We start from the raw sequence: 12,658 nt of genomic DNA on the forward strand, positions 1-12,658 counted from the left end.
GCGAATCTCTGGCATCGCGCGCCCTGCGGCCCTATGTTCGCTCAATGCGATCGCTCCAACGTTACAATCCCGGCCCCGGACTGGCCGATTTCTGGGACTATCTCCGGCGTCCCCAGCCCTATCGCTTGCCGATCCTGATTGCCTCCACCCTTCCGGCCCTGGCCATACTGGCGTGGGCGGGCAGCGAAGCGCGCACCAAGGAGCCCGAGCGGCCCAAGGTCACTTATATCTCGACGCTCGCGGCGGATCGCAGCGATGCAGAGATCATGGCCCAAAACCTCGCCAACCAGGAAAAGCAGGACAAGTTACGCGCCGAACGCGCGGTGATCGAGGCGCGCAAGCGCGAGCTCTATCGCACGCTGGGCTCGGCGACGGGCATTGACGTCGAGACGATGGAACGCGAAGCGATGGCAGAGCGCGCTCGCGAGGAAGCTGCCAAAGCCGCCCGGCGCGAGGAGATTCTTGCCAACCGGGTCAAGCCGGGCGCCGCCGATGCGGCGGAACGGGAAGAGGACTGATTCGCCTTGATTGACGACGCGCGCTGGATGGGGGCTGCAGCATGCCTTGGCGCTCGCGCTCGCCCACTGTCTCGCCCCAACCCCGCCGTCGGATGCGTGATCGTACGTGACGGGATCGTGATCGCACGCGGCTGGACCCAGCCCGGTGGTCGCCCGCATGCCGAAGCGCATGCGCTGGCACAGCTTGCCCCGGGCGGTGCGGCAGGCGCGACCGTCTATGTCACGCTCGAGCCCTGCGCGCATCGCAGCGAGCGCGGCCCGGCCTGCGCCGATGTGCTGGCCGAAGTCTCGCCCGCACGGGTGGTGATCGGCATGGGCGATCCCGATCCGCGCACCAGCGGCAAGGGCATTACGCGGCTCGCCGATGCCGGGATCGAAGTGACCGTGCTTGACGATGCAGAGGCGCGGGAAAGCCTTGCCGGCTTCCTGGTTCGCGAGGAACATGGCCGCCCCCATGTCACGCTCAAGCTCGCCATGTCGCTCGACGGCTGCATCGCCCGCAAGGACGGCGAAAGCCGCTGGATCACCAGCGAGATCGCGCGCGGGCATGTCCATGCGCGGCGGGCGATGCACGATGCGATCCTGGTCGGCGGCGGCACTTGGCGCGCAGATGCGCCGCGGCTCGACGTGCGGCTGCCGGGGCTAGAGGAGCGCAGCCCGGAGCGGATCGTGATGACCCGCGGGCCTGCCCCCGATGGCGTCCGCGCCATAGCTTCGCCCAAAGAGATTCACGAATTGTCGGATGTGCAATATCTCTATGTCGAAGGCGGATCGCAGGCCGCCTCTGCCTTCATCGAGGCTGACCTGGTCGACCGGATAGAAATCTATCGCGCACCGATCCTGATCGGAGACGGGCTTCGCGCGCTCGACGATATCGGGCTCGACCGGCTCGACCATGCGCATGGCCGCTGGCGCATGGTCGAACAGCGCCAGCTTGGCAGCGACCACTTCGCCGCCTATCAGCGCGTCTGAGAAAGGGGCCAACAGCCATGTTCACCGGGATCGTCACCGCCATCGGCACTATCGCGAAGGCAGAACAGCGCGGCGATCTGCGCCTGCGCATCGCGGGGCCGCTCGATCCCGCGCGGGTCGACATTGGCGCTTCGATCGCCTGTTCGGGCGTGTGCCTGACAGTGGTCGACCGAGGCGGCGCTGCGGGCGAAGCCTGGTTCGACGTGGACGTGTCAGGCGAGACGGTTTCGTGCACCGTACCCGGTATGTGGGCCGAAGGGGCGCGGCTCAACCTCGAGCCTTCGCTGCGCGTGGGCGACGAGATCGGCGGGCATATCGTGACCGGCCATGTCGATGCAGTCGGCGAAGTGTCCCGCGCCGAGCCCGATGGAGACAGCTGGCGGGTCGATATCCGCGCGCCCGCGAGCCTCGCCCCCTTCATCGCGCCCAAGGGCTCGATCACAGTGCAGGGCGTGTCGCTGACGGTCAACGATTTGCGCGACGAGCATGACGGTGCCTGCACCTTCATGCTCAACATCATCCCGCACACCGGCGAAGTGACCACGCTGGGTGCGCTGCGTACCGGCGACAAGGTCAACCTCGAGATCGACGTGCTGGTGCGCTACCTCAAGCGGATGCAGGCGCTGGCCGGATAAGTCCCGGCCCGCTCAGCGGGCTCCATCTCCCAGTGGCCGCACATCCGATGCGGGCGTACCAAGCGGCGGCAAGCCGCGCGGGACAAGCGGGCGGACCGGTTCCTGCCTGATCTTCTCCTGAAGGATCGAAACCGCGGCCTGCAATTGCGCGTCCTCGCCCTGGAAGGTCGCATAGGGACCGTTCTCGACCTCGTAGTCCGGCCCAACCCCGTAACCTTCGATGATCCATTTCCCGTCGATCGAATATTGCGCGTTTTCGGCGATGCGGACTGCACCATTGTCAGTCAGGCGGTTGCGATCGGAGAGCCAGATGCCCGCACCCGCAGTGCGCGTGCCGACCAGCGGCCCGATTCCGAGCGACTTGACGCCGGCGGCGAAGGTCTCGCCATCGGAATAGGTCCGCTCGTCGATCAGCACCACCACATGCCCGCGATAAGCGTTCTGCATATTGGTTGTAGCAACGCCGGTGCCGCTGGGATCGGCCCAGAACGCCCATGCGCGCCGCAGCAGCATCGAGATGAGGATGCTGTCGACATTGCCGCCGCCATTGTTGCGGACGTCGATGATGAGGCCATCCTTGTTGATCTGCGGGAAATAGTCGCGCGCGAAGCTTGCCACGTCGCCCGCTCCCATCGCCTGCAGGTGCAGATAACCGATCTTGCCGCCCGACATCTGGTCCGTGGCCGCCCGCTTGGTTTCGACGAAGTCGTTATAGCTGGCCGTGACCGCCCCGCGCATGTTCATCGGCTCAACGATCGTGCTCACCGTGCCGGTTCCCCGCGCGAGATCGAGCCGGACCTGTTGCCCGGCCTTCGATCCCAGTGCGAGGCGCAGCTCGGCCAGCGAGGAGACCGGCCGGCCGTCGACACGCTGGATCACGTCGCCAACCCTCGCATCGACCCCCGGCCTGCTGAGCGGCGGACGCTGCGCCACGAGATCGGCCTCTGAACGGTAGATGCTGTCGATCCGCAAGCCGCCGGAAACCGGCGTGTATTGCGCGCCGAGATAGGCCATCTCGCCGTTTTCGGAATCCTCCGGCAAATCGCCCGGGCGAACCTGGCTGTGCAGGATGCCGAGTTGCGAAGCCATCTGCCCCAGGATCGTGTTGAGCTCGGCGCGGTGGCCGATCCTGCCCAGCAGCGGCTCGTGCCGCGCACGCACCGCATTCCAGTCGACGCCACGCATCGCCGGATCGTAGGCGAGGTCGCGGTGGAGCCGCCACGCGTCGACGAACATCTGGTGCCACTCTGCAACCGGATCGACCGACAGGCGCCAGTCCTTGAGCCGCACAAGATTGGGCTCCAGCTTCTCGGGCATCTTGGCCGCTGCAGGCACCAGCGACAGCACTGGCTTGCCCGGCGCTCCGGTAACGACCAGCGCCGTCTTGCGGTCGGCGGATAGATCGATGCCGCGCGCGCCCTTGGCAAAGGTCTCCGTCTTCGGATCGCTCTTGTCGATCGCGATGGAGACAACATCCTCGCCCATATAGGTGAAGAGGAAGTCCTTGGCTGCCAGCAGCGTGCGCCCCGCGCCCGGCTTGGCCGGGACCTTGTAGAGCCGCTCAGCGAGGCCATTCATCACGATCTTCGCCGCCTTGCTCTCTTCCTTGGCATCTTTGCCTTCGGCTTCCTTGCCGCCCTTCGGCGCCGCGTCCTTGTCGCCTTCCTCCTTGTCGGTCGAACGCGTCAGCTCATTGTCTTCGCGGAAGCGGAATTCAGCGGAAGGATCGAGCTGGAGCGCGTAGATCTCGCCGCGATCGGGAAAGGACACGCCCATGTTGCGATCGCCCCACGGGTGGCCGGGCGTGGAAGCGAAATTGCGATCCGAGATGAAATAGAGCCATGCCCCGTCATGCGCGAAGGCCGGCGCGTAATCATTGTACTTGCCCGACGTCGCCCTCACCCGCGCGCCAGTGGCGAGGTTCTGGACGTAGATATCGGCTGTGTTGCCGCCATTCTCGCGCGACGTCTCGGCATAGGCGATGTGCGAGCCATCGGGTGAGAACACGACACCGGAAAAGGGGGTATCATCGCCCGTGTCGTTTTTCGCAAGCAGGGTGGTTTGCCCGGTTGCGACATCGACTTTCTGCAGGCGCGACTGGATGTCCCAGGCGATGATCGTCTTGGAATCGGGCGACACTGCAAACGACCATATATGCGCGTCATATCCCTTGGTGACGGCGATGGGCTGGCCCGATCCGTCGGCGGGCATGCGATAGAGATCGCCGTGTTCACCCTGATCGAGAATCAGGAAGACCTGATCGCCCTTGGGGCCGGCCACTGCTTCACGCGCGCGGGCGTCCATCGGGGTCGCAAATTCGACGCGCCGCAACTGCTTCGGAGCACCGAGCGCGACGCGCCCGCGCGCTGTCACCGCAACGCTTTCCCCCGATGGCGAAATCCGCGCCGCTTCAAGCAGGCCCAGCGGATCCTCGATCGAGCGGATCCGCGTCTGTTCGCGATCGGTGATTATGTCGAGCGCGAGCTTCCTGAGCGTGCCCGCCGCAATCGAATAGACATGCAGGTCAGCGCCGTTCTGCAGGAAGATTTCCCCCGCGTCGATGCTCGCCTGCAGCACGGGAAAAGGCATTTCCGGTGAGTGCTGGACCACCCCAGTGCCGTCTTCGGAGACCGACCAGATGGCATCAGCCCCGCTCTTGTCCGAGATGAAGTAGATGCGTCGGCCATAGGCCATGGGCTGGCGGATCGGTGCGCCGAAGTCAGCGAGCAGTTGGGTCGCTTCTTCGCGAGCACCGCTATCCCACTTCCACAGCTGCGCCATCCCGCCGCCGCGATACAGCACGGCATTGTCGCGTGCGCGGGCCGCCAGGCCGCGACGGGAGAAAAAGATCGTGCGACCGTCCTGCCCGAAGGTCGCATCGTTCGCGCGCCAGAGCGGAATCGGGTCGGCCGCGCCGCCGCGCGGGTCGACCGTGTAAAGGACTTCGCCCTGCCCGCCGCCTGCCAGGCGCGAGGAAAAAATGACCTTGCCGTCGGGCGTCCAGCCCACGGTCTGCAGGCCACCGCCTTCGAATGTCAGCCTGCGCGGCGCACCGCCCGCCACGGGCATTACATAGACGTCTTGCCCGCTGTCGTAGCTGGCGTTGAAGGCCACCATCGTGCCGTCGGGCGAAAGTGCGGGGTCGGTTTCTTCCGCTTCATGGTTGGTCAGTCGCACGGCACTGCCGCCGCTGCGCGAACTGCGCCAAAGATCGCCCTCGCTGGCGAATACCAGCACGTCGCCTCTCGCACTGGGATATTGATAGAACCCTTCCTCCGCAGCGGCGGAAGAGGCGGCAAGCGCGGCAAGGCTAACCGCGATCATGCGAAAACGGTTCATGCGTCTGATACCCCTGATTCAATTGGTATCAGCATGCGGAAGCGAATTCGGGCTTGCAAGGCCTTCGATGGCCCTACTGTGCGCCTGTCAACCGGCCAGCGGCCCCTTGGCGAAACCCTGGCGGGTGATCTCGTACACGACGTGCTGCACGAAGCGGCCCTTGTATTCGCCCTCCTCGACCATGTCGGTGAGCGCGCCGCCGATCTTCTCCATCGCCTTGCGGCTGCGCCAATTGGCCGAACCCACGCGGAACAGAACGCGCGGCACGCTCGCCAGCGCATGATCCAGCATCAGTCGCTTCAACTCGCGGTTGAAGGCGCCGCCCCAATATTCGCGCGCAAGATAGGTCCAGCCTATCTCTATGGCCTCGGGATCGAACGTTGTCGGGCGATATTGCGAACTGCCGATGATCCGCCCGTTTGCGCGCTCGGTCACGACCAGCGCGCCGCCATTGCGTAGCCCGTCGTCGAAAAAGGCGCCGAACACATCGAGCTGCCACCGGTCATTGATCGGATGCTGCTCCCACAGCAGCGGATCCGATGCGACGCGGAACAGCGCATCCCGGTCATCGCTTGCCAGCGGCCGGAGCCGCAACCGCTCCCCTTCGAGGACCGGCTGCCGGTCCACTTCAGCCAGTGACCGCGGCGACCGCGCCGATGAACTTGTCGATATTGCCCATCGTCAAGCCGGCAATGTTGATCCGGCCCGAACCGGCCATGTAGATCGCGTACTCCTCGCGCAGCTGCTTCACCTGTTCGGGCGTGACCGGAAGCATGGAGAACAGGCCGTTCTGGTGAGCGAGCGGAGCAAGGTCCACGCTGCCTGCCATTCCGGCCTGGCCCAGCCGCTCGCGCACCTGCCGCATGCGCTGGCGCATCTGGGTCAGCTCGTCGAGCCAAAGCTCGGTCAGCGCCGGGTCGCGCAGGATGATGCGCGCCGCAGCGCCGCCGTGATCGGGCGGCATCGACCAGGCCGCGCGGGCCAGCGCATTGGCATTGGAGAATACGGTGTCGAGATCCTCCGGCTCGCGCGTCATGGCGTAGAACGCGCCCACGCGGTCGCGATAGACGCCGAAATTCTTGTCGCAGCTATAGGCGATGAAGGCTTCGGGCACGGCAGCGAGGATGCGGCGCAGGCCATAGGCGTCTTCCTCCATCCCATGGCCAAGCCCCTGATAGGCGAGGTCGATGATCGGGAATGCGCCGCTTTCGGCAAAGGCATCCGCGATCGCATTCCACTGCTCGGGCGTATAATCGATCCCTGTGGGATTGTGGCAGGCACCGTGGAGCAGGACTGCCGCATCGGAACCGGCGCTGCGAATGGCTTCGAGCACGGCATCAAGATCGGCGGTGCCGTCCTCGCGTGCATGGTTGAACCACACCACGTCCAGCGAGATGTCGTTGAGAATCTGCGCGTGGTTGGGCCAGCTGGGCTTGCCAAGGTGTAACTGCTTCACGCCGGCCTTCGGCGCCAGCGCCACCGCAAGACGCACCGCGCCCGTGCCGCCCGGAGTCTGCATGCCGGTGATACGGCCGCCCATCGTTGCATCCGAGCCGAAGATATGTGGCATCAGCGCATTGACGAAGCCCATGTCGCCTTCGGGGCCGAGATAGGACTTGCTGTCCTGCTGATCGACCAGGATCTGCTCGGCCTTCTTTACCGCCGCGAACACCGGCGTGTCGCCTTGCCCGGTGCGATAGACGCCGACGCCAAGGTCGATCTTGTCCGTGCGCGGGTCGGCGGCGTGGAGCTTGATGAGCGCGAGCAGCGCGTCAGGGGCTTGCGGTGTGAGTCGTTCGAGCATGTGGTGCGCCATGCAACGAGACGCGAAGGGCCGCAACAGGGAATCCCTGTTGCGGCCCAGCGCGACCCACAGGTGGGATCAGGTCAGAAGGGCAGCCAGCGCTGCTTCTTCGAGAATTTCATGTAACCGGCGTTGATGCCCAGCCGCAGGCCGGCACCGACCCGGATCGGGATCAGCACCACATCGCCCTTGCGCATGTAGCTGACGTGTAGCCCGCCGACGAGATAGGCCTGGCCCTCACCAGCCGGGAAACGCTCGTAAAGCTCCTCGGAATCGTAGAGGTTATAGACCAGCACAAATGTGTTCGCGGCATTGGCCCCGGCATCGAAACCGATCGAGGGGCCGGTCCAATAGACCGGGCGATTCCCCTCCACCTTGTGGTGCAGCGTGCCCGAGCCATAGCGCACGCCGATCGCGAAAGCGCCGCCGGCTTCGCGCCCAACGATATAGGCATTGGGCTCGCCCTGCTTGCTCAGCAGGTCCTCGATCACCTTGGCCAATCCCTCGGCGCCCTTGCCGAACACGCCTTCTGCCGCGCCGATCAAATCGTCCTCGCCATAGGTGGTTTCGCTGCCCTGCGCCGCAGTGGCAGTCTCCTCGGCAGGCGCAGCTGCATCGGCCGGACCATCTGCCGGAGGAAGTTGCTGCGGTTCCTGCGGCTCGGTCGAACCGAAGGCGACCAGATCGTTGCCGGTCTGGTCGGCAGGCACCGCAGGCGCCTGCGCTTGCGTTTGCGTTTGCGTTTGCGTTTGCGGTGCCGCCAGATCGCCATCGATCGGAGCGTCATAGGCGTTGTCGGGATCGATCGACTGGAGCTCTTGCGCAACCGAAGGTGCCGCAGCCAGCGCGAATCCTGCCGCCAGCGCGATGCCGATTTGTTTGAAATACCCGGTGAGTGTCTTCTTCATTGTCTCTGCCCGGCCCATGGATGGGCCCTTCCAATTTGCATCAGAATCCTATGGTGGCGGCTCGACAATTGCGCGGCGGTGAACCGAATCGAAAATGCGGCGAAGCGAGTCCAAAGTGCGGCATGCGCTTTTTTGCGGGAGATACTTGCCGCTTCAACTTCGCAGCTTTATAGCGCGCCCCTCGCAGCCGGAAATGCATGCGTCTTGCGGAGACGTGGGTGAGTGGCTGAAACCAGTTCCCTGCTAAGGAACCGTACTCTATCAGGGTACCGAGGGTTCGAATCCCTCCGTCTCCGCCACTTCCCTATATTTTGCTGATCTCCTTCATCCATCTGGAGGCTTGAAAACGAAGCCTTTCTAGTAGATTGTATCTACCTGCGTTTCCGGGTGTATTTGGCTGATTGTCCAAAGTTGCGCCCTAAGTGGTGGGATGACTGGTGGGACTGACGGCTCTTGAGATCAAGAACGCCAAGCCAGGCATGCATGCAGATGGCGGCGGTCTTTATCTTTGCGTCAAAGACAGCGGCTCCAAAAGCTGGGTCTTCCGATTCCAGCTTGATGGCAGGCGGCGCGAGATGGGTCTTGGCTCACTAAAGACGTTGGAACCAGTCAAGGCGCGCGCCAAGGCTGCGGTGCTCAAGGCGAAGGTCGCGGCTGGCATTGATCCGCTCGATGAAAGGAGGGCAGAGAAAGAAGCCGAACGCGAACAACGTAAGCGCGCCGAGATAGCTCGCAAGCGAGAGGAAGTTACCTTCCGCAAGGCTGCTGAAAACCTGATCGAGAGCCGCAAGCCCAGCTGGACCAATCCCAAGCACGCCCAGCAATGGGAGAACACTCTCGCGACTTACGCCTACCCAGTTATTGGTGATCTGCCTGTGGCGAATGTCACAGCAGAGCATATCGTAGAAATCCTGAAACCGATCTGGAGCAAGAAGAGCGAGACTGCCAGCCGGGTACGCATGCGGATCGAGAATGTGCTCAATGCCGCCAAGCTCATGGGTTGGAGGTCAGGAGAGAACCCTGCAGTCTATAAGGGTGGGCTGGAGGCCGTGCTTCCACCGATCAGCAAGGTCAAGAAGGTCCGCCATCATCCGGCGATGCCATTTGAGGACGTTCCGGCTTTCATGGCTGAACTGAAGGGGCGCAAAGGCATAAGCGCGAGAGCGCTTGAGTTCTCTATCCTGACAGCCGCTCGCTCAGGTGAGGCTCGGCACGCTAAATGGGACGAGATAGACTTGGATGCTGGTCTTTGGATTGTGCCAGCTGACCGGATGAAAGCCCGGCGAGAACATCGTGTTCCGCTAAGCAAGGATGCAAAAACAATCCTCAAAGGCATGCCTCGACTGGCAAACTCTCCGCTTGTGTTTCCCGGACAGAAGGGCAAGCCACTCTCTGACATGACACTCTCGGCAGTGCTCAAACGCATGGACCTAGGGCACTACACGGTTCACGGGTTCCGTTCGACTTTCCGTGATTGGGCGGCAGAAACAACTCACCATTCGAGCGAGACCGTAGAAATGGCTCTCGCCCACACAATCGCTAACAAGGTCGAGGCTGCCTACCGGCGCGGGGACCTCCTCGAAAAGCGACGCGCATTGATGGAAGATTGGGCGAGGTTTCTTGGTGAGGGCGGAGCATGAGCAAGAAGGGCGGTATCCAAACGAGAGGCTCAGCCTGGGGAAGCACTCCTGAAGAACTGAATCGCAATATGCGCAAAAGCATTATCGATCAGCAGTGGCACAATTTTCAGGAGACCAATGACCTCGAATGTCTGGCTCAAATCTGTGAGCATGCGGACTACTTTGGCAATGAGGAGGTTGGCGTCAGACTTGCCGGAACACTGAGAGACCTAAGTCGAAGAAAGAAAGGCTACGACACAGCTTTGGATTTGGAGTGGGCGCTCAGAGCATACGACCATGTCTGCGGCGATCCAGACTGGAAAGGGGCTTCGAAGGAAGCGTGCCGCCTAAGAGTTGCGGAGATCTTGGGAGTGGAGGAGGCAGAACGTCAGAAATGGTCAGAACGTCTGCGCAAAAAGATAAATGAGCGAAATGATCAAAACTAGCTGGAAAAACCTGCTTCAAGTTCTTCCATAGGCACTTGCTGCGAAGCACATCGATATCTGTATTTGGGGAGATCCTTACGAACGCGGAAGGATCAAAAGATGTCTCCAATTACACTCTCGATTGCCGACACGTGCACGGCGCTAAGCCTTTCCAGGTCATCGATTTACAAGCTGATCAATGCAGGGCGTCTGCGTACTCTAAAGATTGGCACGCGAACTCTCATCACCGTTGAGAGCATCGAGGCTCTGGTCGGCGGAGGTCGGTTATGATTGAACCCGACTCCGATATGGCCCGGTCGTTCTTTGCAGAGACGATTAGCGACCAAATCCACCTTGTCGCCATCATACCCGACGGTGCGACGATTGGTCGCTCCTTTGGCATCGACATCGAAACTGCCATCGCATGGGCGACCGCCCAGAACGGTCAGGGGAAGAACGTCTACTGGACCGTCAATGGGGTTCGGGCTGGCGTGAACAAGAAGCCTACAAAGGCTGACATCACACACGCCCGCTTTGTCCACGTTGACATCGACCCACCCAAGGATGGCAGCGCATGGGACCGGAACAAGGCGCTTGCAGACCTTCAGGGGCTTGCGTCACAGCCCAGCTTGGTAATTGACAGCGGAAACGGCCTACAGGCCTTCTGGCGGCTGGATGGGCAGGCATACACCCAAGAGCAAGTCGAGGCGGTGAACGTTGCGATCCGCGACCACTTTGGGGCCGACAAATGCCACAATATCGACCGTCTTATGCGTGTACCAGGCTTTGTGAACTATCCCAACAAGAAGAAACGCGATGCAGGCAGGGTTCCAGCCTTGGCAAGCTGGGTGCAGGAGGACAGCGGGGAGGCGTTCACGCTCGACCAGATCGCGGCAGCCCTGCCTACTGATACGCCGTTCGAAGAGGCTGCGAACAGCGCTCCCCAGCTACCCGCTGGGCTGCATACGCTCGCAATGGCTCCGAAGGGTCAGGACCGTAGCGACGATGCGTTCGCCTTTGCCTGTGCGGCAATCCGCGAGCGCTGGTCGGATGCGCAGATCACCAACATTCTGCTCGACGCTCGGTACACTGTAAGTGCCCATTGTCTGGATCAGGATGACCCGCAACGCGCAGCACAACGCGCAATCGACAATGCCCGCAAGGCTGAAGGAGGCCAGCGCGACTCTCAGGAAACAACCAAACCTGCTTTCCACTTCACCCCGGTTGGCCAGCTTCAATACTGCGCGCCTGAATTCCTGATCGACGGGCTGATTGAAACGGACTCCCTCGGCCTGATCTTCGGCGATCCCGGCTGCGGCAAGAGTTTTCTAGCCATTGATCTGGGCATGTCGGTCGCGACAGGCGAGGAGTTTCATGGGCGCGCCGTGAAGCAAGGCCCCGTCTTCTTCATAGCTGGGGAAGGCCACAACGGCCTGACCCGCCGAATGGCAGCTTGGGCTAAGGATCGGGGCATTGAAAGCTTGCGGGACATCCCGCTCTTCAAGTCCAACCGCGCCGCCCAGTTGCTCGACGCTGACAGCGCCGCTCAAGTGACCGAAGCTGTGGCAGGCTTGGCTGAACAGTGCGGCAATCCCGCACTAATTATCATCGATACCTTGGCGCGAAACTTCGGCTCAGGCGACGAAAACAGCACCAAGGACATGAGCGAGTTTGTGGCCGCAGTGGACGAAATGAAGGCTCATTTCAGCGGCTGCACTGTGCTCATCGTTCACCACACGGGCCATGCCGAGAAGGGGCGTGCACGAGGTGCAATGGCACTCAAGGGCGCGCTAGATTGCGAGTACATGGTCGTGAAGAAGCGCACGAGAGTTCACTTGAGCAACACCAAGATGAAGGACGCTGAACCGCCAAGGCCAATGGTCTTCGAACTCAAGACGGTCGAACTGGGTGAAGACGTATCAAGCGCTGTGCTGGAGTCTACAGATGCGCCTGAAGAGCAGGATGGCCTGACACCCACACAGCGCCTGGCACGCAATGCCTTCATCGACGCGGCTGCCCACAGCGGGACTGACAACGGCGATGGCTCCATTGCTGTGCACCTGGAGGATTGGCGGAAGGAATTCTACGCCCAGCACACAGGCGACAGCCCAGACACCAAACGCAAAGCCTTCGGCAGGCTACGCGACAAGCTGCAACAGCTTGGCCTCGTGACCGTCGAGAACGACTTTTACGTCTGGCGGGACGCGACAATTGCCTTGGAGATTGATTGTCAGCGCACGTCGCTAGTGAACGGCGGGACAGCGGGACATGTCGCGGACATTTAGCAGAATGTCCCGATGCAGAAGCGGAAGATAGCGGGACGGACGGGACACATGCCTAAAGGCATGTCCCATGTCCCGCTCCGACTGGGGTGGTGTTGGCCTACTCAGGAGTTGGGCGGTGGTTGGCTGCACGGTGGGAATCAAAAGACCCCGACC

At 62.4% G+C, this 12,658-nt stretch carries 11 protein-coding genes and 1 tRNA gene; 8 read left to right on the plus strand and 4 right to left on the minus strand.

Features of this window, described 5'->3' with window-relative positions:
• Positions 1-44: 44 nt before the first annotated feature.
• From VRS74_RS03785 to VRS74_RS03795, 3 genes are read left to right on the plus strand one after another with little or no spacing between them, the layout of a single operon-like run.
• Complete coding sequence (locus VRS74_RS03785) at positions 45-518, plus strand: hypothetical protein (protein WP_354143913.1); 474 nt, start codon at positions 45-47, stop codon at positions 516-518.
• 27 nt (positions 519-545) lie between these two features.
• Complete coding sequence (gene ribD, locus VRS74_RS03790) at positions 546-1,490, plus strand: bifunctional diaminohydroxyphosphoribosylaminopyrimidine deaminase/5-amino-6-(5-phosphoribosylamino)uracil reductase RibD (RefSeq protein WP_354144141.1); 945 nt, start codon at positions 546-548, stop codon at positions 1,488-1,490.
• Positions 1,491-1,507: 17 nt separating this feature from the next.
• On the plus strand, positions 1,508-2,125 hold the full coding sequence (locus VRS74_RS03795) for a riboflavin synthase (protein WP_354143914.1): 618 nt from the start codon (positions 1,508-1,510) through the stop codon (positions 2,123-2,125).
• Between the two features lie 12 nt (positions 2,126-2,137).
• Here the strand turns inward: VRS74_RS03795 and VRS74_RS03800 are convergent, their stop codons facing one another.
• The 4 genes from VRS74_RS03800 to VRS74_RS03815 all read right to left on the minus strand — a co-directional run bounded on the left by VRS74_RS03800 (position 2,138) and on the right by VRS74_RS03815 (position 8,176).
• On the minus strand, positions 2,138-5,464 hold the full coding sequence (locus tag VRS74_RS03800; RefSeq protein ID WP_354143915.1) for a S41 family peptidase: 3,327 nt from the start codon (positions 5,462-5,464) through the stop codon (positions 2,138-2,140).
• 87 nt (positions 5,465-5,551) lie between these two features.
• Complete coding sequence (locus tag VRS74_RS03805; protein ID WP_354143916.1) at positions 5,552-6,058, minus strand: GNAT family N-acetyltransferase; 507 nt, start codon at positions 6,056-6,058, stop codon at positions 5,552-5,554.
• Positions 6,059-6,092: 34 nt separating this feature from the next.
• Positions 6,093-7,268, minus strand: a complete 1,176-nt coding sequence (locus VRS74_RS03810; RefSeq protein WP_354143917.1) for an amino acid aminotransferase — start codon at positions 7,266-7,268, stop codon at positions 6,093-6,095.
• An 83-nt stretch (positions 7,269-7,351) separates the two neighbouring features.
• On the minus strand, positions 7,352-8,176 hold the full coding sequence (locus VRS74_RS03815) for a DUF1134 domain-containing protein (protein ID WP_354143918.1): 825 nt from the start codon (positions 8,174-8,176) through the stop codon (positions 7,352-7,354).
• A 208-nt stretch (positions 8,177-8,384) separates the two neighbouring features.
• On the opposite strand from VRS74_RS03815, the gene VRS74_RS03820 reads away from it, so the two are divergent.
• The 5 genes from VRS74_RS03820 to VRS74_RS03840 all read left to right on the plus strand — a co-directional run bounded on the left by VRS74_RS03820 (position 8,385) and on the right by VRS74_RS03840 (position 12,505).
• A tRNA-Ser gene (locus VRS74_RS03820) sits at positions 8,385-8,475 on the plus strand.
• Positions 8,476-8,613: 138 nt separating this feature from the next.
• Positions 8,614-9,816 (plus strand): tyrosine-type recombinase/integrase, encoded by a 1,203-nt coding sequence (locus tag VRS74_RS03825; protein ID WP_354143919.1) that lies wholly within the window; start codon positions 8,614-8,616, stop codon positions 9,814-9,816.
• Entirely contained in the window at positions 9,813-10,241 is a 429-nt protein-coding gene (locus VRS74_RS03830) for a hypothetical protein (protein WP_354143920.1), read from the plus strand. Before VRS74_RS03825 ends, VRS74_RS03830 begins: the two co-directional genes overlap by 4 nt.
• A 99-nt stretch (positions 10,242-10,340) precedes the next feature.
• Positions 10,341-10,511, plus strand: a complete 171-nt coding sequence (locus VRS74_RS03835) for a helix-turn-helix domain-containing protein (RefSeq protein ID WP_354143921.1) — start codon at positions 10,341-10,343, stop codon at positions 10,509-10,511.
• Positions 10,508-12,505: an AAA family ATPase gene (locus VRS74_RS03840; RefSeq protein WP_354143922.1), complete on the plus strand. Its 1,998-nt coding sequence runs from the start codon at positions 10,508-10,510 to the stop codon at positions 12,503-12,505. Before VRS74_RS03835 ends, VRS74_RS03840 begins: the two co-directional genes overlap by 4 nt.
• Positions 12,506-12,658 lie beyond the last annotated feature (153 nt).

Source organism: Altererythrobacter litoralis (assembly GCF_036324225.1).
Lineage (GTDB): Bacteria > Pseudomonadota > Alphaproteobacteria > Sphingomonadales > Sphingomonadaceae > Erythrobacter > Erythrobacter litoralis_A.

Bases quoted from the DNA above. Each gene is read 5' to 3' on its own strand.
- VRS74_RS03810 (WP_354143917.1), bottom strand. From the start codon at position 7,268: ATGCTCGAACGACTCACACCGCAAGCCCCTGACGCGCTGCTCGCGCTC.
- VRS74_RS03830 (WP_354143920.1), top strand. From the start codon at position 9,813: ATGAGCAAGAAGGGCGGTATCCAAACGAGAGGCTCAGCCTGGGGAAGC.
- VRS74_RS03835 (WP_354143921.1), top strand. From the start codon at position 10,341: ATGTCTCCAATTACACTCTCGATTGCCGACACGTGCACGGCGCTAAGC.
- VRS74_RS03840 (WP_354143922.1), top strand. From the start codon at position 10,508: ATGATTGAACCCGACTCCGATATGGCCCGGTCGTTCTTTGCAGAGACG.
- VRS74_RS03795 (WP_354143914.1), top strand. From the start codon at position 1,508: ATGTTCACCGGGATCGTCACCGCCATCGGCACTATCGCGAAGGCAGAA.
- VRS74_RS03800 (WP_354143915.1), bottom strand. From the start codon at position 5,464: ATGAACCGTTTTCGCATGATCGCGGTTAGCCTTGCCGCGCTTGCCGCC.
- ribD (WP_354144141.1), top strand. From the start codon at position 546: ATGGGGGCTGCAGCATGCCTTGGCGCTCGCGCTCGCCCACTGTCTCGC.
- VRS74_RS03815 (WP_354143918.1), bottom strand. From the start codon at position 8,176: ATGAAGAAGACACTCACCGGGTATTTCAAACAAATCGGCATCGCGCTG.
- VRS74_RS03785 (WP_354143913.1), top strand. From the start codon at position 45: ATGCGATCGCTCCAACGTTACAATCCCGGCCCCGGACTGGCCGATTTC.